The following is a 20,399-nucleotide window of genomic DNA, read 5'->3' as shown; positions in this document are numbered from 1 at the left end:
GGCCGGCGATCGGGGTCGGGCGGATCGGCCGGGCCACGTCGGATGCAGGGGATCGTGACCGGCGAAGCAACCGTTGCGTGTTGCGTTCGTATTAACAGCGAGTAACCCGGTGCCGGAGTCTGCCCTGCTCTTGACAGTTGCCATGGCCGAGTAGCAGCATCGTGTAGCGAGATGCTGTCTCGCATGACGTAGAAGGCGGTGAGGTGATGGCGCAGCAGACGCCGGTACGTCCGCTCGGTGCCACCGGTGACGGCGCGATGATCGACGAGGACTGGGAGGCGCTGCGGTTCCGGGTGCACCGCTCGGCGTACCGCGACCCCGAGGTGTTCCGGACCGAGATCGACCGGATCTGGAATCACACCTGGCTCTATCTCGGCCACGAGACCGAGATCCCGAAGGCGGGTGACTTCAAGACCCGCACCCTCGGCGGTCGACCGCTGATCTTCTGCCGGGACGCCGGGGGCCAGGTGCGGGCGTTCTTCAACGCCTGCACCCACCGGGGCACCGTGCTGTGCCGGCACAGCGAGGGCAACACGAAGTTCTTCCAGTGCTTCTACCACGCCTGGGCGTTCAGCAACTCCGGCGAACTGGCCGCGCTGCCCGGCGACGACGCGTACCCCGACGACCCGGCCTTCCGGGCGTCGATGGCCCTGCGCCAGGTGCCCCGGCTCCAGATCCACGAGGGCTTCGTCTTCGTCGCCTTCGACGCGGACGTGCCCGACCTGCTGACCCACCTCGGGCCGGCCGCGCACTACATGTCGCTGACCGCGAAGATCGGCGAGCACGGCATGACCACCCTGCCGGGCGTGCAGCTCTACAGCGTGAAGGGCAACTGGAAGCTCGCCGTCGAGAACGCGATGGACGGCTACCACTTCGCCCCCACCCACAACACCTTCGTCGGCTACCTGCGGGAGACCGGGTTCGCCGTCACCGACGACGACCAGTACGCCTACGACCTCGGCGGCGGCCACGGGCTGCTCGTGCTCACCGGGCACAACGGCCGGATCGGGATGGTCTGGGAACCCCGCTTCGGCGACGAGGAGAAGACCCGCACCGTCGCCAAGCGCCGCGAGCTGGAGGCCCGCCTCGGCCCCGAACTCGCCGCCGAGGTGGCCGACGCCAGCCGCATCCTGTTCGTCTTCCCCAACCTGCTGCTGTTCGACCTGGAGGCGCTGACCATCCGGCAGATCGAACCGGTCGCCGCCGACCGCACCGACGTGCGGGCGTGGCAGTTCGTCGAGGTCGGCGAGCCGGAGTCGGTCCGCGCGCTGCGGATCAAGACGATGGTCAGCTTCGTCGGGCCGGGCGGCCTGGCCACCCCCGACGACATCGAGGCGTACGAGGCGGTGCAGCGCGGCATCACCGCGACCGCCGACTCGGTCGACCCCGCCCACGACTGGAGCGACATGTCGCGGGGCATGGCCAACGAGAAGCAGGGCAACCAGGGCCGCTCGATCGACGAGGGCGCGATGCGCAGCTTCTGGCGGCGCTGGGCCGAGAAGGTCGGGGCGGGCACCAGCGTGGCCGGCGACCCGCCGGCCGGTACACCCGCCGCCGGACCCGCCACGGGGGGTGCGGGCAAGTGAGCGCGTCGACGACGACAGGCAGCCGTGGGGGAGTGGTCAGTGTGGCATCGCGCGAGGTGACCCGGGCCGAGGTGGAGGAGTTCCTCTACCGGGAGGCGCAACTGCTCGACGAGTGGCGGCTCGACGAGTGGCTCACCCTCATCGAGCCGGGGGGCCGGCTGGAGGTCCCGACCACCGACTGGGCCGGCTGGGACGCCACCACCGCCGGGTACTTCGTGGCCGACGACTACGAGCTGATCCAGGCCCGGGTCAAGCGGCTCAAGAGCCGCAAGGCGCACGCCGAGAACCCGCACTCGCGGACCCACCGGATGGTCTCCAACGTGCTGCTGCTGGAGGCCGGCGCGGAGACCGTCTGGATCAGCGCCAACTTCATCATCCACCGGTACCGCGACAACGGCGCCTACACCTACGTGGGCCGCTACGAACACGTGCTCAAGGTCGACCCGGACGGGCTGCGGTTCCGGCTGCGCCGGGCCGTCCCGGTGATGGAGTCGATGGACCCCGGCGCCCGACTCAGCTTCATCCTCTGAGCCGGCCGCCATGATCACTCACATGCTGGTCTTCCGGTTCCGCGACGACCTGCCGCCCGGCGCGGCCGAGTCCGTCCTGGCCGAGCTGGAGACCTTCCCGAGCCGCTATCCCGCGATGCGCAACTGGCGCAGCGGGGTCAACGTCAGCACCCGCGACACCAGCATGAGCCACGGCTTCGTCGTGGAGTTCCCCACCGAGCAGGACCTGCTCGACTACCTGCACAGCGACTCGCACGAGCGGTTCGTCCGGGAACGCTGGCGGCCGGTCATCGAGCGTCAGGCCATCGTCAGTCTCCCCACCGCCGGGGACGCCCAGCCCATCGAGAGGGGTCACAGATGACCACCGAGGCCACCGCCCGCCGCCGTGGGCCCTACGGCATGGAGTACGCCCGGATCGAGGTGCCCGACCTCGCCGCCTCCATCGAGTTCCTTCAGTACCACGTCGGGCTGCAACTGGAGCAGCACGACGACGAGTACGCGTTCCTGCGTGCCGACCTCGAACACCACAGCATCGAGCTGGTCGCCGCGCCGCAGCGTACCGAGTCGTGGACCACGGCGGTCGGGTTCAGCGTCGAGAACGACGCCGTCCTGGACGACCTGCGGGAGCGGGTCACCGCTGCCGGGCACGAGGTGTTCGAGCTGGCCGACCGGGTCAAGGGCCTGGTCCAGCGGGGCTTCGCCGTGCGCGACCCCAACGGGCTGATCGTCGAGTTGTTCACCGAGTTCCAGGAGTACGCCGAGCCGCCGCTGATCGAGCTGCGCCCGCTGGACCTGGTGCACCCGTTCCTCGCCACCGACAAGTACGACGAGACGCTGGCGTTCTACACCAAGGTGCTCGGCTTCCTGGAGTCCGACCACGTCGGCGACGTCACGGTCTTCCTGCGCAGCGAGGACCGCTACCACCACAGCCTGGCGATCCAGCGCAACAACGAGTTCTACGTCGCGCACCTGTGCTTCATGATGAAGAGCTTCGACCACGTGATGCGCGGCCGGGCACGGGCCCAGTACAAGCAGGTCCCGATCGCCTCCGACCTGGTCAACCACTCGGCGTCCACGTCGATCGCCTTCTACATGCACGACACCCGGCACGGCCCGCGCTACGAGCTGTGCGACAGGCACCGGGTGTTCACCCCGGAGGAGCACGAGACCCACCGGGCCCGCCGGATGGCGGTCGACCCGCGCAACATCGACGTGTGGCGTCCCGCCGCCGACGACTGGGCGCGTTTCTGACCCGCGCCCCCGTCAGGACCGGCCGGCGGGGTGTCGTACCCGCCCGCCGGTGAGGGGTGCGAACGCGGGGTGGCCCGGTCAGGGGGCCACCCCGCCTCCCATCCCGGGCCCGGCTGAGTCCGGTGCCAGGTGTCCGGGCGTGTCCAGCCGCGTCCAGCATCCCACTCCCGTCCCACCGCCCGTTGCGAGGATTGCCGTCCGGTCGGCCCATGGTCCGGCCGACGGGTCCTCTCGTGATGGGAGTGGTGAATGTCAGAACGTGTCATCAGCCGGCCGGACAGGAAGAGACCGAGCCGCAGGTTCCTGCTCGCCATGGCACTCGTCGCAGTGTCGTCGGTGGCCTTCGTCCCGACGGCCGCGGCGGCGGGGCCGGTCGACCGGCCGGCTGGCCCCCGGGGTACGGCGGATCCCGCCCGCGCCGACGGCCGGGCAACCCCGGCGTCCGCCGCTGCCGTCGCCGGGTCGGGCCGGGCGACCGGGGCGGCGGACATGGCCGAGGCGATCGCCGCGCAGCGGGGCATCAGCCGTGACGCCGCTGAGAAGCTGCTGCGCGCCGAGGACGCCCACGTCCGGCTCGCCAACCGGTTGACCACCGAGCTGGGTGCCAGCTCGGGCGGCGCGTACCTGTCCGACGGTGCCCTCGTCGTCACCGTCACCGACGCCGCTGCCGCCGCGAAGGTGACCGCCGCCGGCGCGAAGGCACGCCTCGTCGCCCGAGGCGAGCGGCAACTGCGGACCATCCAGCGGACGCTGGAGGCCGCGGCGAGTGAACCCGGCACGACCTGGGGGGTGGACCCGGCGACCAACCAGGTGGTGGTGAGCCTGCCGGCGTCGGGAGCGAAGAACGCCGTGCAACGCTCGGCGGCGCGCCGGTTCGGCACGGCGGTCCGGTTCGAGACCGGCACCGGCCCGATCCAGCCGAACGTCGGGATCTCCAGCGGGGACTCGTTGGGTGGCTGCTCGGCCGGCTTCACCGCCACCGACTACACCTTCAACTACATCATCACGGCCGGCCACTGCACCCAGGGCTACCCGCACTGGACGCTGCCCAACGGCCAGGACGTCGGGCCGTCGCTGGAGAGCAACTACCCGGAGGACGACTTCGGCCTCATCTGGATGAACGGTCCGTCGGTCTGGGCCACCGGCACCATCAACCTGTGGAACAACACCAGCCGCAGCATCCACGGCTGGGCGACGGCCGTGAGCGGGCTGTCGGTCTGCAACTCGGGCAGGACCACCGGATTCAGGTGCGGCTCCGTGCTCAAGACCAACGTGACGGTCAACGGCGCGGGCGGCACCGTACGTCAGATGATCGAGACCAACATCTGCACCCTCGGCGGTGACAGTGGTGGGCCGCTCTTCGCCGGCAACACCGGATACGGGCTGAACTCGCACGCCAACCGCAACGGCAGCCAGTGCAACTCCTCGCCGCGAACCTGGCACCAGCCGGTGGGAGAGGCGATCACCACCTACCAGGTCGTCATCTACGGTGCGCCGTGACGTGCGGCGACGAGCAGAGGAGACAGCGATGAGAACCGCACTCACCCGGGCCGTACGCATCACCGCCGCGGCCGTCATGGCGACGACGGTGGCCCTCACCGTGGCCGTCAGCCCCGCCCAGGCGGACCTCTGGCAGCACACCGACGGGTTCGAGAGCAGCCCGGCGGCGGTGTGGGAGTTCCACCGCTCCGGTGCCGGCAGCGGAGCCTTCGAGCTGGGCGCGGGGAAGGCCCACTCCGGTGCGAACAACGCCATTCTCACCACGTCGGCCGGCGGCTGGTCCGGGGTGGGCAAGCTGCTCACCGTACGGCCGCGTACCGCCGGGCACAACACCACCTGCGGCGGCGGGTTCTTCGTCCAGGCGGTCAGCGGGCCGGCGGTGCTCAACGTCGAGGTGATCGATCCGGCAAGCTGGACCTACCTCGCGCTGCGCACCGTCCGGATCACCGACACCGTCTGGCGACGGCACGACGTGGCGAGCTACGCCAACGGCCCGAGCCAGGTGTTCGTCCGGGTCTCCCTGCTCGGTGGCAGCGGCCCCGTACGGGTGGACGACATGGCGTTCCAGTGCACCTTCTTCAGTAACTGAGCAGGTCGACGACGGCGGGGCCGGCGCTCGTGGCGTCGGCCCCGCGACGCCCGCGGGCTGCGTCGCCGTGCCGGTGCGGTGCGGGTTGGCGCGGCGTCGCCTCAGGGCAGCGGGACGACGTAGGAGTCGACCCGGGCGATCAGCCCGTCGCGGAAGGTGAACAGGTCGTTGAAGGCGAAGCGGAACGGCCCGTGGTCGACGCTGACTCCCCGGCCCTCGCCCGTGACGACGACGACCGGGCCGTCCTCGTGCACGCGGTGGACGTCGAGCGTCGGACTGCCGGTGAACGCCGGGTTCTCGATCTCCCCGTCGAACTCCGCCCTGCCGTGGGTTGTCCGGTGACCGTGGATGACCCACTCGACGTCGTCGGTGAGGGTCGCGAGGATGCGCGGGTGGTCGCTCGTCCGGAACCCGGCGAAGTATTCCGCGACGAGGTCGCGTTGGGTCTGTGGCGTCATGGTTGCTCCGTCGTCACGTGGTCGGGTGCCGGCGTCGGGCCGGGCTGGCGCAGGTGTGCGGCGAGGGCGTCGAGGATCGCGGCGAGCCCGTCGACCGCCTGGGCGGTGCGTAGCTCGGGGGGAAGCCGTCGCTGGTGGACGGTGAGGTCCGTGCCGTCGGCGGCGGGGCGGAGGGTGACGCTCGTGCGTAGGCCGGTGGCCGGTTCGTCGAAGACGAGTTCGTGCGGTGCGGTGACGCGCACGTAGACGAACCGGAGCCGGTGGGTGCGGCCGTCCGGCGCGCGGGTGTCGAGCGCGAACTCTCCGCCGGGGCGCAGGTCGACGGTCACCGACCCGGATGGCACGGTGGCGTGCGAGCCGCCCCAGAATGCGGTGATGCCGGTCGGCGAGGTGAAGGCGGCCCAGACCCGCTCGGGCGGCGCGGCGAGCCGCCGTCGGGCGATCAGTTCGTCACCCCGCAGGTGCGCGTCGGTCACCGGGCCGTCCCGTCGTCGGTGAGGTGGTGTTCCAGGGCGTCGAGCCGGTCGTTCCAGGTGCGCCGCTGCTCGTCGATCCAGGCACCGAGCAGCGAGAGCTGATCCGTCCTGAGGCGGCAGGGGCGTCGGGTGCCCTCGCGTCGCTGCTCGACCAGGCCACAGCGGCGCAGCACCCCGACGTGGTGCGAGATCGCCTGCGGGGTCAGGTCGAACGGCGCGGCGAGCTGTCCCACCGTGGCGTCACCGTGGGCGAGGCGGGCCACCAGGGCGCGCCGGACCGGGTCGCCGAGCGCGGCGAAGGCCGCGTCGAGATCCGGACCGGGTGCGACGGGTACGGGAGCGGGGGGCACGGCTCCACGATAACGCAAACAGTCATTTGCGCAAGCGATCACTTGCTGATTGGTTGCCCGGGTGTCGCGGCGGGTACCCGGCGTCGTGCCGGCCGGGCGAGCAGCAGCACGACCGTGAGGACGGCGGCGGCGACCGGCAGCCCCCAGGGCCGCCGGGCCGCCGCCACGGTGAACGCGAGCGGCCGACCGGGCACTGCGATCCGGCCGTCCACCTCGTACCGGCCGAACGGGGCCGCGTCGGTGGGCACCGCGACGTGGTACTCCCGGGTCTGCCCGGCGGCGATGGTGCCCAGCGCCGGGGCGGCCACGATGGTCCGGGCCCGGCCGGGCGGCCCGACGGTGAGCTGCAACGGCGGGTCGGTGACGTCCTCCGTGCCGGGGTTGTGCAGGGTGATCCGCACCGCGAGTTCGCCCGGCAGGCCGAACCAGCCGCGCGGCCCGGACCGGTCGACGGCCCGCACCGCCACCAGGGCCAGCCCGGGCGGGGCGGTCGGCGCGGCGGCCGGGGCGGTCACCCCGGCCAGTGTCAGGTCGGCCACGGCGGTGGCGGTGCCGGTCGGCGTCCGGACCCGCAGCACGCACGGGCAGGCCACCGGTGGGGCGGCCACCAGCACCGGCAGGGTGGCCCGGCCGGCCGGCGGCACCTGGCCGTGGGTGGCGGCCCCGGTCGCGCAGTCGAGCGCGCCGCGTCGGGCGGCGTTGCCGCACACCTCGGCCTGCACGGTGCCGGCGGGCCAGCCGTCGAGGCCGACCAGCACCCGCTGCCCGACCCGCAGCGTCCCTGCCGGCACGGTGACGCCGGGACCGCCGCCCGCCGGGGTGCCGGCCGGGGCGGGTGCCCCCGGGGCCGCAGCCAGCGCGGCGGCCACGGCCAGCAGGGCGACGGCCCGCAGCGGCCCGGTCATCGCGCGGGCGGGGCGTCGGGACGCGGGTCGGCACCCGGGGCCGGCCCGTCGGCGGCATCCGGCGTCGGCCCGGTGGCGGCAGCGCCGGTCGCGGCCGGTTGCGGGGTGTCGGCCGGGTCCGGGGTGGACGGTCGACCGGCGGCAGCGGCCCTCCGTCGCCACCACCGTAGCCCGGCCCAGCCGGCCGCCCCGGCGAGCAGGGCCAGCAACAGCCACGGCGGGGCCCACACCCCGGCGGTACGGACCACCGGCGGCAGCGCGGTGTCCGTGCTGGTGGCCGCGATGTCGACCTCGGCGGTCAGCCGCAGCAGCGGTGGTACGCCGGTGATCCGCTCGGTGACGGTGAAGGTGGCCCCGGGCAGCAGCTCGGGCAGGTCGGTGGGGGCGGTGCGGGCCTGTTCCCGGCCGAACGGCGCGCGTACGGTCACCGTGCCGCTGCCGCCGATCCGGACGTTGCCGTCGTTGCGCAGCCGGTAGCGGACCACCAGGTCGCCGCCGCCGAACGGGTTGACCGGGTTGTCGTAGGAGACGTCGACCGCCTCGACGGTGACGGCGGGCCGGACCGGGCCGGTGACCCGGAGGTAGACCCGGGCGGCGAGCCGCTGGTCGACCAGGACGCGCTGCCCGTCGGCGGTGGTCCGGATCCGGGCGACGGCACCGATCACCCCGCCGGTGTGGTCGCCCGGGGTGGCGTTGGCCGGCACGGTGAGCCGGAACGGGATGTCGACCCGCCTGCCCGCCGGAACCGTCCATTCGCGCCGGTCGACCCTGATCCAGGAGCCGACGTCGGTGGCCGGCCGGTCCGCCGGCAGCAGGGCGAACGCGCCGTCGGTGGAGGTGTAGGCGTCGGTGCCGTACACGTCGAAGGTGACCGGGCGGTCGCCGAGATTGGTGATGCCGACGTGGTCGGTCAGGGTGCTGCCCGGGGCCAGGTCGTAGATGAAGTAGTTGCGCCCGGTCGGGCCCTTGGCGCTGGACGGCTGGACGGCCCAGCGTGCCGCGCCGGTCTCCCCGGCCCCGGCTGCCGGGCCGGGTGACGGGGCGGGCGCGGCGGGGGCCGGTGCGGGCGGGGCCGTCGCCACGAGCAGCGCGGCGGCGAGCACGGCGCTCGCCCGGATCAGGGTGGTACGCAGGGACATGCCGGGCTCCGGGAAGGGTGATCGGGCCCGGTGGGACGGGTGGCGAGCCCGTCCCACCGGGGTGGTGCCGGATCAGGAGAGGGTGAGGGTCAGCACCGCGCTGTAGTCGCCCGCCGGGGCGGACGCCGGAACCCCGAGCTGGAGTTCGGCGCCACAGGTGAAGGTGCCGTTGCTCGCGCCGGTGGCCGAGGTGCACAGCGCACGTGCCGTGCCCAGGCCGGCGCCGGGCGCGGCGGGCGCGCCCGGGGTGACCACGCCGGGGGTGCCGGCGAGGCCGTCGGTGTCGACGGTGGCGCTCGGCGTCCAGCCGAGGTTGTCCGCGGCGATGGTGCCGCCGGTGGTCGAGGCGAAGTCGGCGACCTGCCCGACCAGGCTCCAGCCGGCGTTGGTGCCGCGCAGGTCGGCCACGGTGGCGGCGTTCAGCGCCCCGGTGGTGACCTGCCCGTTGCTGACCGCCGGCAGGGCGACCGAGGAGCCGGTCACGCCGAGGGTCAGCGCGCCACCGGTGACGGTGGTGGTGATCTGCTGGCTGGCGTCGCCGCCACCGGCCGGGGTGCGGCTGAACGTCACCGGGGTGAAGGTGTCCTGGCTCCGGTCGGCCGCGCCCCGGGCGGCGAAGGTGATCACATAGCACTGGACCTTCGTGCAGTCCACAGCTGTCCCGGTGCGGTCGGTGTAGACCGCGCTGATCGGCAGGGTGGTGCGGAACGTGCCGTCGGCGTTGAGCCGGTCGCGCGCCTCGGTCGGCTCGTTGGTCTTGTTGACCCACTTGGTGACCTGGAGGACACCGGCGTTCGTCCAGTGCTCGTCGACCTTGGGGCCGAAGGAGACGTAGATCCCCGCCGCCCCGTTGGCCTCCGGGTCGAAGCCGCTGCCGGTGACCGTGATCGTCGCCCCGGCCGGGTCGAGCCCGGTGGTCGGGGTGACGCCGACCGTCGGTGCGGCAGGTTCGCCGCCGCCACCGGTGGCGAGGGTGAACGACAGCGGGTCGAGCGCGGAGCCGGCGGAGTAGAAGCCGTTGAACGCCGAGGCGCCCTCGGCGGTCAGCGTCGCCGCCAGGTCGGTCGCGGTCACCGTGCCGCCGCTGCCACCGGGGTTGCCGTCGCTCGTGGTGACGGTGGCGATGGTGGCCTGGCGGACCGAGACCGGCTCGGCCGCCGTGGTGGTGAGGTCCACGTCCGCCTTCACGGCGGCGGTGCCACCGGTCACGACGACCGTCGGGTTGGCCAACGCGATGGTGAAGAAGTGCGCCGGGTACGAGAAGACGATCTTCCCGCCGTACTCGGCGTCGATCGCGCCGGTGCCGGCGTCGTACGTGCCGCCCTTCGCCGGGAAGGTGAAGGTGCCGTCGCTGTTGATGCTGGCGCCGTCGCTGGCGGCGATCGGCGGGTTGCCGTTGCCGGTGCTCACGTAGGCGCGGAACGACGCCTTGAAACCCCAGGTCAGGCTGCCGGAGCTGATCTCCGCCCCGGCGGCCTGGGCGGGGCTGACCCCGATGAGGACGGTCGACGCGCCGAGCAGGGCGACCGCCGCCCAGCGCGACCTGCGCCACCGGCCGGCATTGGTGCTGGATCTGACCATGCTGCTCCCTCTCTGGTACCCAATACGGACAGTGGTTGAGGTTAGGCAAACCTAACTACCGTGGCACCCGGCGAGCGGCTGAAGATCTTGATCCGAAGAACCTCTTGTGAACAGCGGATCGTTCGCTTAGGTTAGGCAAACCTTAGCTACGGTCGGTGTGGCAGCCGGCCCGATCCGTCATGGGAGGAGCCTGATGCGGGTACTGCCTCGCGCCATCCTGACCACCATTTTGATCACTGTCAGTATCGGCGTGGGGTCGACGCCGGCCCACGCCGGCACCGGCCGGGGCCCCGCCGGGCAGACCCTCACCGCCACCCCCACCAGCGGGGTGGCCCGCACCGGAGCGACGGTGACCGTCACCGGCAGCGGGTACGACGTCGCCAAGGGCATCTACGTCGCCTTCTGCGTGGACAACGGCGCCGGCGTCGCCCCCAGCCCGTGCGGTGGCGGGGCCGACACCACCGGCAGCACCGGCGCCTCGCACTGGATCTCCTCCAATCCACCCTCCTACGGGGAGGGACTGGCCGTCCCGTACGGGCAGGGCGGATCGTTCCGGGTGACCCTCACCGTGAACTCCCGCATCGGCACGGTCGACTGCACCGTCAGCCGGTGTGTGGTCGCCTCCCGCGCCGACCACACCCGCGCCGCCGACCGCTCCCAGGACGTCCGGGTGCCGGTCACCTTCGCCACCGCCGCAGCGCCCGCACCGACCCGCACCCCGGCCGCCGCCCCGGCGACCACCGGCGGGGCCGCCCGGACCACCCCACCGGCGGCGGCCCCGGCCGGCGCGGCCGGCACGCCCACCGGCGGCGCACCGGCGTCGGCCGCCACCGCCGTCGCCCCCGCCGGCACCGGTGGAGCGGCCGGGCCGGTGGGCCCGACCGACGCGGGCGAGCAGGCGCAGGTGACCCGGGTCAGCGCCGCCTCCGACACCGGCCGCTGGTGGCTCGTGGCGCTGGTCGTTCCTCTGCTCGGCATGGCCCTGCTCGCCGGCCTGCGTCGGCGTCGTCGACGCCGGGCCACGTCGTGACCCGGCGCGCACTGCCGCTCGTCCTGGTGCTGCTCGCCGGGGCGCTGGCCGGCTGCACCGACCCGGCCGCCGAGGCCCGGCCGGGCACCCCGGCCTCCTGCGGCCCGGTCACCGCCGCCGTGGGCGACACCGACGTCACCGGGCTGACCCCGCCGCCGGCCCCGGCCCTGCCGGTCACCGTCACCTCCACCGACGGCGTCGTCACCACGGTCACCGACGCCACCCGCATCCTGCCGGTCAACCTCTACGGGTCGATCGCCGAGATCGTGTTCAGCCTCGGCCTCGGCGGCAATGTCGTCGGTCGGGACACCTCGACCACCTTCCCCGCCGCCGCCCACCTGCCGGTGGTCACCCCGGCCGGACACGACCTGTCCGCCGAGGCGGTGCTCGCGCTCGCCCCCACGGTGATCCTCGCCGACGACAGCATCGGTCCCCCCGAGACGCTGCGGCAGCTACGCGCCGCCGGCATCCCGGTGGTCCTGGTCGCCGCCGAACAGACCCTCGACGCCGTCCCCGGGCACGTACGGGCCGTCGCGGCGGCGCTCGGCGTCGGCGCGGCCGGCGACCGGCTGGTCACCCGGATCGAGGCCGACATCGCCGCCGCCCGCGCCGGTGTGCCCGCCGACGCCGCCCCCCGGGTCGCCTTCCTCTACCTGCGCGGCACCGCCGGGGTCTACCTGATCGGCGGGCGGGGCGCGGGCAGCGACGCGATGATCGAGGCCGCCGGGGGAGTGGACGCCGGCAGCGCGATCGGCCTGGCGAAGTTCCGCCCGCTGACCAGCGAGGGCCTGATCAACGCCGCTCCGGACGTGATCCTGGTGATGAGCGGGGGACTGGAGTCCGTCGGCGGCGTCGACGGCCTGCTCAGGCTCCCCGGGGTGGGGCAGACCCCGGCCGGCGCCGCCCGCCGGGTCGTCGACATGGACGACGGCGTCCTGCTCACCTTCGGCACCCGCTCCGGGCAGGTGGTCCGGGCGCTGGCCGACGCGTTGCACTGCCGGGGCCCGCGATGACCGTCACCGGCACCCGCCCGGCCACCGGCGACACCGGGACCGGCCGCCCCCGCCGTCGGGTCCGGCGCGGCCCGGTCCTGCTCACCGGGCTGACGGCCGGTCTGCTGCTGGTCGCCCTGGTCGCCGCCGGCCGGGGGCAGGTGGCCGTCGCCCCGGCGGAGGTGCTCGGCTCGGTGCTGCACCGCCTCGGCCTGGACCTCGGCCCCCGGCCCGCCGCCGTGCACGGTGAGAGCGCACTGTGGCTGGTCCGCTTCCCCCGGGTCGCGCTCGCCGCCGTCGTCGGCGCGGCGCTCGGCTGCGCCGGTGCGGTCATGCAGGGGGTGTTCGGCAACCCGCTGGCCGAGCCGGGCGTCATCGGTGTCTCGGCCGGCGCGGCGGTCGGCGCGGCGCTGGCCATCGTCACCGGCGTCACCGTCCTCGGCGGTTGGACGGTGCCCGCCGCCGCGTTCGCCGGTGGCCTCGCCACCACCTGGCTGGTCTACCTGCTGGCCCGCTCCGGCGGCCGGACCGAGGTGGTCACCCTGGTCCTCACCGGCGTCGCGGTCAACGCCGTCGCCGGGGCCGCCATCGGGCTGCTGATGTTCGTCGCCGACGAGTCGGGGGTGCAGGCCATCGCCTTCTGGAACCTGGGCAGCCTGGCCCAGGCGAACTGGTCGGCGGTCTCGCTGGCCGCGCCGTGCCTCGCGGTCGGGCTGCTCGCCACCCTCGTCGACGCCCGCCGGCTGGACCTGCTGGCCCTGGGCGAGCGGTCCGCCCGGCACCTCGGGGTCGACGTGGAACGGCTGCGGGTCCGGATGATCGTGGTCACCGCCCTGCTCGGCGCGGCGGCGGTCGCCTTCACCGGCATCATCAGCTTCGTCGGCCTGGTCGTGCCCCACCTGGTGCGGATGGTCGCCGGCCCCGGGCACCGGCTGCTGCTGCCGGCCAGCGCGCTCGGCGGCGCGATCGTGGTCGTCGCCGCCGACCTCGCCGCCCGTACCCTCGTGGACTATCAGGAACTACCGTTGGGGGTGCTCTCCGCCGTCGTGGGTGGACCCGCCTTCTTCTGGCTGCTGCGCCGCACCCGCGACCGCGCGGGAGGCTGGGCGTGAGCGGGCAGCCGGCGGGCACGCGCGGTGGGAGGGCGTGGTGAGCGTACGGGAACGCCGGCGTCGGGGGCCGCTGCGGCTGCTCGGCCGCCGGTCGACGCCCCGGGTGCCGGCCTCCACGACGCCGGGCTCCACCCGGGTCCGGGCCACCGGGGTACGGGTCGAGCGGGCCGGCCGACCGGTCCTCGACCGGGTCGACCTCGCCATCCGCGCCGGTGAACTGCACGCCCTGGTCGGCCCGAACGGCGCCGGCAAGTCCACCCTGCTGGCCGCCGTCAGCGGTGACCTGCCGCTCGCCGCCGGCACCGTCGAGGTCGACGGCCGGCCACTGGCGCAGTGGTCGGCGGTGGAACTGGCGATGCGCCGCGCGGTGCTGACCCAGCGCAGCACCCTGAGCTTCCCGTTCGCCGTGGCCGAGGTGGTCCGGATGGGCCGGGCACCCTGGGCCGGCCGACCCGAGGAGGCCCACGACGACGCGGTGGTGGCCGAGACGATGCGCCGCTGCGACGTGATCCGGTTCGCCGCCCGGCCCTTCCCGTCCCTGTCCGGTGGCGAGCAGGCCCGCGCCGCGCTGGCCCGGGTGCTGGCCCAGCGGGCCGGGGTGCTACTGCTCGACGAACCGACCGCCGCCCTCGACCTGCACCACCAGGAGCTGGTCATGCGGATCGCCCGGGACCGTGCCGCCGCCGGGGACGCCGTCGTGGTGGTGCTGCACGATCTCGCCCTGGCCGGCGCGTACGCCGACCGGGTCACCCTGCTCGCCGACGGGCGGGTCCGGGCCGCCGGCCCTCCCGACACGGTGCTGACCGCGCCCCTGCTCAGCGAGGTCTACCGGCACGACATCGAGGTCGTGCCGCACCCCGACACCCGCCTGCCGCTGGTCGTGCCCCGCCGTCGGGGCCCGGCCCGGAACACCTGCGTCACGGAGGAATAGATGGACACCCCACCCCTGCCGTTCTCGGCCCGGTTGCGGGCCGCCACCCAGGGCGCCCACGCCGCCGCCGAGGGCCAGCAGTACGTCACCGCCCTGGTCGCCGGTGAGCTGGACCTCGCCGGGTACCTCGACCTGGTGGTCCAGCACCACGCCCTCTACCAGGCGTTGGAGTCGGCCGCCGAGGCGATGCGGGCGGACCCGGTCGCCGGGGGTTTCGTCGACGACGCGTTGACCCGGCTGCCCGCCCTGGAGGCGGACCTCACCGAGCTGGCCGGGCCGGACTGGGCGCTGCGCACCGCACCGCACCCGGCCACGGTGGCCTACGCCGACCGGATCCGGGCCGTGGCCGGCACCTCCCCGGTGCGGTTCATCGCCCACCACTACACCCGCTACCTGGGTGATCTCTCCGGCGGGCTGTACATCGGGCGGGCGGTGGCCCGGCGGTACGGCCTGACCGACGGGTCCGGGGTGGCCTTCTACGCCTTCGACCGGATCACCCGGCCGAAGGCGTACAAGGAGGCGTACCGGGCCCGGTTGGACGCCCTGGCGTTGAGCCCGGCCGACGAGGCGGCGCTGCTCGACGAGGTGCTGGTGGCGTACCGGCACAACACGGCGGTGTTCGCCGCCCTGGCCCGGCACGTGCCGGACGGCCCGCAGATCACGGAGGCGGTCGCGTGACCGGGCAACCGTTCGACGCGGACACGGTGGCGGCGGTCAGCCGCCACATGAACGACGACCACGCCGCCGACTCGCTGCTGATCTGCCGGACCCTCGGCGGCTGCCCGGACGCCACCCGGGCCCGGGTGGCCGGGCTCGACGCCGACGGGATGGACTTCGCCGTCACCCTCGACGACATCGAGGTGCCGGTGCGGGTGCCGTTCGCCCGGCGGCTCACCGAACGTCCCGAGATCCGCCGCGAGGTGGTCCGGATGTACGAGCAGGCGTGCGCCGCGCTCGGCGTCCCGCCCCGTCGGGCCGGCTGAAACCCGGCGTCCCGCCCCGTCGGGCCGGCTGAACACCCGCCGGCTCAGTCGCGGGTGAGCTGCTCCGGCAGTGGCTTGGTGTGCAGGATCACCAGCTCTCCGACGGCCCGGGTCAGGGCGACGTAGAGCCGGTTCATGCCCCGGGGTTCGGCGGCGACGATGTCGGCGGGTTCGACGAGCACCACCCGGTCGTACTCCAGGCCCTTGACCTGGCTGACCGGGACCGCGTGCAGGGCTTCGGCCAGGTGGTCGGGGGCGATGACGGTCCCGGTCTCCCCGGCCACGGCCGTGGCCAGGTCGTCGACCCGGCGGATCTCCAGGCTGCCGCCGGGCCGGAACGACCGGGTCGGCGCGATGCCGGGCGGCAGGGCACGGGCCGCGAAGTCGGCGATGACCTCGGGCACCCGGTAACCGGTGGGCAGGTCCAGCGTCCGGGCGGTCCGCTTGCCGAGCCGTCGCACCAGCTCCGGCCACGAGTCGGCGGCCAGCGGGTGGGTGGCCTGACCGAGGTCACCCACGATGGTCATCGAGGCGTACTCGGCCCGGCGGGCGATCATCCGGCACTCCATCGGCGACAGGTCCTGCGCCTCGTCGAGGATGACGTGCTGGTAGGCGTCCGCGACGGGCTCCTCGGCCTCGGCCACCGGCAGCGGCTCGGCCAGCACCGGAACGTAACCCTCCTCGCCGTACGGGTCGACGCCGTCGACCCAGCCCACCACCTGGTGACCCTCCCGGAGGATGATCGCCGCCGCCCAGCGCTGGGCACCCCAGTGGCCGCTGTCCAGCGACTGCCCGGACTGCGCCATGGGGGTGGCCAGGCCGGGGGCGAAGAGCTGCCACCCGTCGGCGAGGCTCGGGCTCAGCACGAAGGTCTCCGCCAGCCGGATGCCGCTGCGCAGTTCGCGGCGCTGCCACTCGGGTCGGACCTCGGTGACCTGTGGCGGTCGGCCCAGGATCTCGGCCAGCTCGTCGAGCAGCGGGACGTCGTCCACCGACCACTCGCCCCGCTGGGCGGGCAGGACGTCCTGCGGGGTCAGGGTCGGCCACCAGGCGGTCAGGAAGGCGTCGGGGATCTCCCGGCCGGGCAGCAGTTCCGCGAGCACCGTCGCGGCCTGCGGCCGGGCGGCGTTGGGGGTGATCCCGGCGGCCTCGCAGCGGCGGCGGACCACCCGGCGGGCCCGCGCCAGGTCGTCGGCGTCGAGACCCCACAGCCGGTTCGGTACGTTCGGCGGGGTGTCCCAGGCCAGGTCGGTCAGCACCCGCACCATCCGCAGTTCACCCTTGGTGCGGGCCACGTCGGCGCGGTCCCGCCGGGTCGCCACGACACCGTCGAACAGCTCGCCGACGGCGCGCAGGTGGACGCTGTCCTCGCCGAGGCCGGGCAGCACCCGGCCGATGTACTCGGTGAACACGGTGGACGGGCCGACCACCAGCACCCGGCCGTCGGCGTACCTGCCCCGGTCGCGGTAGAGCAGGTAGGCCGCCCGGTGCAGGGCCACCTGCGTCTTGCCGGTGCCCGGACCGCCGGTGATCAGGGTGACCCCGTGGGTCGGTGCGCGGATCGCCTCGTCCTGCTCGCGTTGGATGGTCGAGACGATGTCGCGCATGTGCGCGCCCCGTTCCCGGGTCAGCGACGCGAGCAGGGCACCCTCGCCGACCACCCCGTCGACGGGCGCGGCCGACAACACCTCGTCGTCGAGGCCGACCACGGTACGTCCGGAGCAGGTGATCACGCGGCGACGGGTCACCCCGAGCGGTTCGCCGGGGGTGGCCCGGTAGAACGGTGCGGCGGCGGGGGCCCGCCAGTCCACCACCAGGGGCTCCCGGTCGGCGTCGCGGACCCCCAGCCGACCGATGCGGTACGTCTCGTCGTCGTCGTAGTCGAGCCGGCCGAAGACGATCCCCTCCTCCTGGCCGTCGAGGTCGGACATCCGGGTGGCGGCACCCAGCACCATGGCGTCCCGCTCGACCAGCCCGGTGGCCGGCCCGCCGCCGGCCCGCCGACGCCCCTCCTCGCCGAGCTGCCTGGCCTGCGCGCGCATGACCTCCAGGCGGGCGTACACCTGGTCGACCACCTGCTGTTCGATGGCGATCTGCCGGGTCGTCTCGGACACGGGCCCCCCGTTCTCTCCGCCGGGCCCCGCAGCCCGGACCGGTCGAGAGTAGGCCCGGTACGGGGTGGCAAAAATCGTCATCCGGGACGATCCGGACGGCTTGACCGGCCCATATGATGAATGTGGCGCACCCGGGAGGACGACGTGATCCGGTGCCGTTCGGGGTCGGCAGACCGGCCGGACGGTCCTCCTCCCGGCGGGGTCGCGTCGCCTACGCTCGCTCTCGCGCCGGACCGGTGGCCGGGGAGCGCACCTCGACCCGACGCGGTACGGCGTGCCGCCGCCCACCGTGGTCGCCGGCGGTCACGGGTACCGGGCGGGAGGCTGGGCATGGTGGTCACGGGTGGTCCGCAGGGCGGGGTGGCGGTGCCGGCGGTCAACCGGCGCAGCGGCGTGGCGGCCACCGTCGGCGCGGTGGTGGCGGTGCTGCTCCTGGTCGTGCTCGCCCTGGCGGTGGCGCTGGTCGGGATGTTCCTGCCGATGGCGGCCGACGGCTGCGGCACCGAGGGCACCGAGGGCCTGCTGATCTGCGGGCCGGCCGGTCAGCTCGTGGTGCTGGGCGCTCCCACCGGGGGTGCCCTGCTCGGGGTGCTGATCGCCCTCGTCGGCTTCCTGCCGATGCCGTTGCGGCACCGGCGGGCCCTGTTCATCGGCGTCGGCTACCTGGTGGTGCTCGGCGGGCTGGGGGTGGCCTTCCTGGTGGCGTTCAGCGGGTGGTGACGGGTCAGCGGGTCTTCTTCGTCGCCCGTTTGCGGGGCGGGGTCAACAGGTCGGCGATCGCGGCGATGGTGGACGGCACCGTGCGGTAGTACGCCCAGACCCCCCGCTTCTCGCGTTCGATCAGCCCGGCCTCGGTGAGGATCCGCAGGTGGTGGCTCACCGTCGGCTGGGACAGCCCGAGCGGCGCGGTGAGGTCGGTGACGGACGCCTCGCCCTGCGGGGCGGACTGGATGAGACTGAGCAGTCGTAGGCGGGCCGGGTCGGCGAATGCCTTCAGCACTCCCGCGAGCCGTTCCGCATCGGCACGTTTGATCGGCTCACCGGTCAACGGCGAGACAGCAGGCGTGTTCGTTTTCGCAGCTCCCACGTCCGCCATCATGGCAGCCGGAGTCGGGTCGGACCGGGGGATCGCCGATCGGCCGCCACGAATTTCGCGGATCGGGTGACAGTGACCGGCGCGTCGGCCGACCGTTGGTCGCGGCGGGGACGGCGGGCCGCGGCCGGTGGACGGGATGCGCTCCCGCCCACCGGCCGCCGGGTTTCCCCGCCGCCCGCCGGGTCCGTGACCCTCCCGGCGGTGACCTGTCCGGCCGTGCCCAGCCGGCCGTGCCCAGCCGGCCGTGGCCGGGTCGGTCAGCGGGCGGTGCAGGTGGGGGTGAGCCCGGATCCGCTGCCGTTGCCCTGGAAGCCGAACTCGGTGACCTGGCCGGGGGCGAGTTGGCCGTTGTAGTTGACGTTGGTGAAGCGGACCGTCCCGGTGCTGCCGCTGGCGGTGGCGTTCCAGGTGTTGGTGACGCTCGCGCCGCCGGGCAGGGTGGTGCTGACCGTCCAGCCGGTGGTGCCGGCGGACCCGGCGGTCACCCGCAGGGAGGCGGTGAAGCCGCCGTTCCACTGGTTGACCGACACGGTCGCGGTGCATCCGGCACCGCCGGGCGGGGGCGTGGTCGGGGTCGCCGGGGGCGTGGTGGGGGTCGCGGGCGGGGTGGTGGTGGGCGGCGGGGTGGTGGGTGGCGTGGTGCCGTCGAACTGGGTGAAGAAGTTCCACACCACGGGCCGGGTCCAGGACTTCTCGCCGGGGGCGTACACGTCGGCGGTGCCGTCCACGGCGTTGGGGGCGTGCCCGCCGTCGAACGGGGCCCAGGCGACGGGGTAGCCCGCCCGGCAGCCCGAGTAGTAGGTGACGGTGTGGGTCAGGCTGCCCTGCGCCGGCTCCGGGGGGTTCTGCGGGGTGCAGCCGTTGTTGCGGACGAACCGGTCGCGCAGCGACCGCCCGGTCGAGATGGGCAGCACGTTGTCCCGCAGGCCGTGGATGCCGATGTACGCGATCGGCTGGGTGCCGCCGTTGCAGCCGCTGAGCTGCCCGCCGGAGTAGACCGCGACCGCGCGGAAGGCCGAGGCGCGGGCGCAGGCGATGGCGTAGCTCATCCCGCCGCCGTAGCTGAACCCCATGGCGAAGCGCTGGGTGGTCTCGACGCACAGCGCGGACTCGATCTGCCGCATCATGTCGTCGACGAAGGTCAGGTCCCGGTCGCCGGTGTTGGCCCAGCCGTTGCCGATGCCCTGCGGGGCGACGAAGATCGCGCTGTTGTTCGCCAGGGCGCGGATGCCGTAGTAGGACCAGGGGTAGCCGCTGGTGCCGCCCGAGTCGACGTCGTTGGCGGTGCCACCGTTCCAGTGGAAGCCGAAGATCAGCTTGTAGGGGTGGTTGCGGTCGTAGTTGTCGGGGATCCGCAGGATGAAGGTGCGGTTCTGGCCACCGCTGGAGATGGTCCGGGTGCCGCTGGTCAGCGTCGGCGTCTTGCCGCATCCGGCGGTCGCCGCGAGCGGGGCGGCGTCCTTGGCAAAGGCGACGGGCCCGGTCCCGGTGGTGATCGCGGTGCCGCCCAGCGCGAGGGCGAGCGTCGCCGTTGCCGCGACGACGCCGGCCACGAGTCGGTGTCTCGACATCAGGGGAACTCCTTCGACATCAGGGTGGTGGTGGGGACGCGACCGGCCTGCCCTGCTCCGACGGCGGCGGCGGCCCCGGTGGTGATCCCGGCCGTGCCGGTGGGGGCCACCGGAGCGGGACAGGTGATCACATTCATCGATGATTACGAACGTAATCCGTATGACGTATGATGTCAACGAACGGGTGGTCGGCGGTGCGCCTCCGGAGGGGGTCCGTGGTGCGCCG

23 protein-coding genes are annotated in these 20,399 nt (G+C 73.9%); 13 read left to right on the top strand and 10 right to left on the bottom strand.

Annotation, left to right across the window (positions count from 1 at the left end; all coding sequences use genetic code 11):
• Positions 1 to 206: 206 nt before the first annotated feature.
• The 6 genes from JQX11_RS02100 (at position 207) to JQX11_RS02075 (ending at position 5,435) form a co-directional block, all read left to right on the top strand.
• Entirely contained in the window at positions 207 to 1,586 is a 1,380-nt protein-coding gene (locus JQX11_RS02100; RefSeq protein WP_204923200.1) for an aromatic ring-hydroxylating oxygenase subunit alpha, read from the top strand.
• A gap of 41 nt (positions 1,587 to 1,627) precedes the next feature.
• Entirely contained in the window at positions 1,628 to 2,116 is a 489-nt protein-coding gene (locus JQX11_RS02095) for an aromatic-ring-hydroxylating dioxygenase subunit beta (RefSeq protein WP_158224284.1), read from the top strand.
• A gap of 22 nt (positions 2,117 to 2,138) precedes the next feature.
• Complete coding sequence (locus tag JQX11_RS02090; protein ID WP_204923199.1) at positions 2,139 to 2,456, top strand: Dabb family protein; 318 nt, start codon at positions 2,139 to 2,141, stop codon at positions 2,454 to 2,456.
• Positions 2,453 to 3,346: a VOC family protein gene (locus JQX11_RS02085; RefSeq protein WP_088647651.1), complete on the top strand. Its 894-nt coding sequence runs from the start codon at positions 2,453 to 2,455 to the stop codon at positions 3,344 to 3,346. Before JQX11_RS02090 ends, JQX11_RS02085 begins: the two co-directional genes overlap by 4 nt.
• 312 nt (positions 3,347 to 3,658) lie before the next feature.
• Positions 3,659 to 4,846, top strand: coding sequence for a S1 family peptidase (locus JQX11_RS02080; RefSeq protein WP_204923198.1), 1,188 nt, complete (start codon positions 3,659 to 3,661; stop codon positions 4,844 to 4,846).
• 28 nt (positions 4,847 to 4,874) lie between these two features.
• Positions 4,875 to 5,435, top strand: a complete 561-nt coding sequence (locus tag JQX11_RS02075) for a hypothetical protein (RefSeq protein ID WP_204923197.1) — start codon at positions 4,875 to 4,877, stop codon at positions 5,433 to 5,435.
• A 101-nt stretch (positions 5,436 to 5,536) separates the two neighbouring features.
• On the opposite strand, the gene JQX11_RS02070 is transcribed toward JQX11_RS02075, so the two are convergent.
• The 6 genes from JQX11_RS02070 to JQX11_RS02045 all read right to left on the bottom strand — a co-directional run bounded on the left by JQX11_RS02070 (position 5,537) and on the right by JQX11_RS02045 (position 10,344).
• Complete coding sequence (locus tag JQX11_RS02070) at positions 5,537 to 5,893, bottom strand: nuclear transport factor 2 family protein (RefSeq protein WP_204923196.1); 357 nt, start codon at positions 5,891 to 5,893, stop codon at positions 5,537 to 5,539.
• Complete coding sequence (locus JQX11_RS02065; protein WP_204923195.1) at positions 5,890 to 6,369, bottom strand: SRPBCC family protein; 480 nt, start codon at positions 6,367 to 6,369, stop codon at positions 5,890 to 5,892. Before JQX11_RS02065 ends, JQX11_RS02070 begins: the two co-directional genes overlap by 4 nt.
• Positions 6,366 to 6,719 (bottom strand): ArsR/SmtB family transcription factor, encoded by a 354-nt coding sequence (locus JQX11_RS02060; protein WP_204923194.1) that lies wholly within the window; start codon positions 6,717 to 6,719, stop codon positions 6,366 to 6,368. The genes JQX11_RS02065 and JQX11_RS02060 overlap by 4 nt, the downstream gene beginning before the upstream one ends.
• Positions 6,720 to 6,757: 38 nt before the next feature.
• Positions 6,758 to 7,624 carry a hypothetical protein gene (locus JQX11_RS02055; RefSeq protein ID WP_204923193.1) on the bottom strand — a complete coding sequence of 289 codons (867 nt, stop codon included), beginning with the start codon at positions 7,622 to 7,624 and terminating at the stop codon, positions 6,758 to 6,760.
• Complete coding sequence (locus JQX11_RS02050; protein WP_204923192.1) at positions 7,621 to 8,763, bottom strand: WxL protein peptidoglycan domain-containing protein; 1,143 nt, start codon at positions 8,761 to 8,763, stop codon at positions 7,621 to 7,623. Before JQX11_RS02050 ends, JQX11_RS02055 begins: the two co-directional genes overlap by 4 nt.
• A 72-nt stretch (positions 8,764 to 8,835) precedes the next feature.
• A complete protein-coding gene (locus JQX11_RS02045) occupies positions 8,836 to 10,344 on the bottom strand; it encodes an HtaA domain-containing protein (protein WP_204923191.1) in 1,509 nt (502 codons plus the stop codon).
• A 193-nt stretch (positions 10,345 to 10,537) separates the two neighbouring features.
• Between JQX11_RS02045 and JQX11_RS02040 the strand changes: the two genes are divergently transcribed.
• Genes JQX11_RS02040 through JQX11_RS02020 form a run of 6 tightly spaced genes read left to right on the top strand, consistent with a single transcriptional unit; the run spans position 10,538 to position 15,392 of the window.
• Complete coding sequence (locus JQX11_RS02040) at positions 10,538 to 11,374, top strand: neocarzinostatin apoprotein domain-containing protein (protein ID WP_204923190.1); 837 nt, start codon at positions 10,538 to 10,540, stop codon at positions 11,372 to 11,374.
• On the top strand, positions 11,371 to 12,387 hold the full coding sequence (locus JQX11_RS02035) for a heme/hemin ABC transporter substrate-binding protein (RefSeq protein ID WP_307826022.1): 1,017 nt from the start codon (positions 11,371 to 11,373) through the stop codon (positions 12,385 to 12,387). Before JQX11_RS02040 ends, JQX11_RS02035 begins: the two co-directional genes overlap by 4 nt.
• Positions 12,384 to 13,478, top strand: coding sequence for a FecCD family ABC transporter permease (locus JQX11_RS02030; RefSeq protein WP_204923189.1), 1,095 nt, complete (start codon positions 12,384 to 12,386; stop codon positions 13,476 to 13,478). The genes JQX11_RS02035 and JQX11_RS02030 overlap by 4 nt, the downstream gene beginning before the upstream one ends.
• A gap of 37 nt (positions 13,479 to 13,515) precedes the next feature.
• Positions 13,516 to 14,409 (top strand): heme ABC transporter ATP-binding protein, encoded by an 894-nt coding sequence (locus JQX11_RS32030; RefSeq protein ID WP_307826021.1) that lies wholly within the window; start codon positions 13,516 to 13,518, stop codon positions 14,407 to 14,409.
• Complete coding sequence (locus JQX11_RS32025) at positions 14,410 to 15,087, top strand: biliverdin-producing heme oxygenase (protein ID WP_232377004.1); 678 nt, start codon at positions 14,410 to 14,412, stop codon at positions 15,085 to 15,087.
• A complete protein-coding gene (locus tag JQX11_RS02020) occupies positions 15,084 to 15,392 on the top strand; it encodes a DUF2470 domain-containing protein (RefSeq protein ID WP_307826020.1) in 309 nt (102 codons plus the stop codon). Before JQX11_RS32025 ends, JQX11_RS02020 begins: the two co-directional genes overlap by 4 nt.
• 44 nt (positions 15,393 to 15,436) lie before the next feature.
• On the opposite strand, the gene JQX11_RS02015 is transcribed toward JQX11_RS02020, so the two are convergent.
• Complete coding sequence (locus JQX11_RS02015) at positions 15,437 to 17,506, bottom strand: HelD family protein (protein WP_307826019.1); 2,070 nt, start codon at positions 17,504 to 17,506, stop codon at positions 15,437 to 15,439.
• A 330-nt stretch (positions 17,507 to 17,836) separates the two neighbouring features.
• Here JQX11_RS02015 and JQX11_RS02010 point away from each other — a divergent pair, with 330 nt between their 5' ends.
• Complete coding sequence (locus tag JQX11_RS02010; protein WP_204923187.1) at positions 17,837 to 18,226, top strand: hypothetical protein; 390 nt, start codon at positions 17,837 to 17,839, stop codon at positions 18,224 to 18,226.
• Positions 18,227 to 18,230: 4 nt separating this feature from the next.
• On the opposite strand, the gene JQX11_RS02005 is transcribed toward JQX11_RS02010, so the two are convergent.
• From JQX11_RS02005 to JQX11_RS01995, 3 genes are all read right to left on the bottom strand, one after another.
• Positions 18,231 to 18,602 carry an ArsR/SmtB family transcription factor gene (locus JQX11_RS02005; protein WP_088647720.1) on the bottom strand — a complete coding sequence of 124 codons (372 nt, stop codon included), beginning with the start codon at positions 18,600 to 18,602 and terminating at the stop codon, positions 18,231 to 18,233.
• Between the two features lie 257 nt (positions 18,603 to 18,859).
• Positions 18,860 to 20,173 (bottom strand): CE1 family esterase, encoded by a 1,314-nt coding sequence (locus tag JQX11_RS02000; RefSeq protein WP_204923186.1) that lies wholly within the window; start codon positions 20,171 to 20,173, stop codon positions 18,860 to 18,862.
• Positions 20,173 to 20,310: a hypothetical protein gene (locus tag JQX11_RS01995; protein ID WP_204923185.1), complete on the bottom strand. Its 138-nt coding sequence runs from the start codon at positions 20,308 to 20,310 to the stop codon at positions 20,173 to 20,175. The genes JQX11_RS02000 and JQX11_RS01995 overlap by 1 nt, the downstream gene beginning before the upstream one ends.
• Positions 20,311 to 20,399 lie beyond the last annotated feature (89 nt).

The sequence above is a fragment of the Micromonospora humida genome, from assembly GCF_016901255.1.
In the GTDB taxonomy this organism is placed as follows: Bacteria; Actinomycetota; Actinomycetes; order Mycobacteriales; family Micromonosporaceae; genus Micromonospora; species Micromonospora wenchangensis.
This window is presented reverse-complemented; position numbering and strand designations above follow the sequence as displayed.

Excerpts from the sequence above, each read along its gene's own strand:
- JQX11_RS02100 (WP_204923200.1), top strand. The coding sequence starts at position 207 with ATGGCGCAGCAGACGCCGGTACGTCCGCTCGGTGCCACCGGTGACGGC.
- JQX11_RS02090 (WP_204923199.1), top strand. The coding sequence starts at position 2,139 with ATGCTGGTCTTCCGGTTCCGCGACGACCTGCCGCCCGGCGCGGCCGAG.
- JQX11_RS02085 (WP_088647651.1), top strand. The coding sequence starts at position 2,453 with ATGACCACCGAGGCCACCGCCCGCCGCCGTGGGCCCTACGGCATGGAG.
- JQX11_RS02080 (WP_204923198.1), top strand. The coding sequence starts at position 3,659 with ATGGCACTCGTCGCAGTGTCGTCGGTGGCCTTCGTCCCGACGGCCGCG.
- JQX11_RS02075 (WP_204923197.1), top strand. The coding sequence starts at position 4,875 with ATGAGAACCGCACTCACCCGGGCCGTACGCATCACCGCCGCGGCCGTC.
- JQX11_RS02070 (WP_204923196.1), bottom strand. The coding sequence starts at position 5,893 with ATGACGCCACAGACCCAACGCGACCTCGTCGCGGAATACTTCGCCGGG.
- JQX11_RS02055 (WP_204923193.1), bottom strand. The coding sequence starts at position 7,624 with ATGACCGGGCCGCTGCGGGCCGTCGCCCTGCTGGCCGTGGCCGCCGCG.
- JQX11_RS02050 (WP_204923192.1), bottom strand. The coding sequence starts at position 8,763 with ATGTCCCTGCGTACCACCCTGATCCGGGCGAGCGCCGTGCTCGCCGCC.
- JQX11_RS02045 (WP_204923191.1), bottom strand. The coding sequence starts at position 10,344 with ATGGTCAGATCCAGCACCAATGCCGGCCGGTGGCGCAGGTCGCGCTGG.
- JQX11_RS02040 (WP_204923190.1), top strand. The coding sequence starts at position 10,538 with ATGCGGGTACTGCCTCGCGCCATCCTGACCACCATTTTGATCACTGTC.
- JQX11_RS02030 (WP_204923189.1), top strand. The coding sequence starts at position 12,384 with ATGACCGTCACCGGCACCCGCCCGGCCACCGGCGACACCGGGACCGGC.
- JQX11_RS32025 (WP_232377004.1), top strand. The coding sequence starts at position 14,410 with ATGGACACCCCACCCCTGCCGTTCTCGGCCCGGTTGCGGGCCGCCACC.
- JQX11_RS02010 (WP_204923187.1), top strand. The coding sequence starts at position 17,837 with ATGGTGGTCACGGGTGGTCCGCAGGGCGGGGTGGCGGTGCCGGCGGTC.
- JQX11_RS02005 (WP_088647720.1), bottom strand. The coding sequence starts at position 18,602 with ATGGCGGACGTGGGAGCTGCGAAAACGAACACGCCTGCTGTCTCGCCG.
- JQX11_RS02000 (WP_204923186.1), bottom strand. The coding sequence starts at position 20,173 with ATGTCGAGACACCGACTCGTGGCCGGCGTCGTCGCGGCAACGGCGACG.
- JQX11_RS01995 (WP_204923185.1), bottom strand. The coding sequence starts at position 20,310 with ATGAATGTGATCACCTGTCCCGCTCCGGTGGCCCCCACCGGCACGGCC.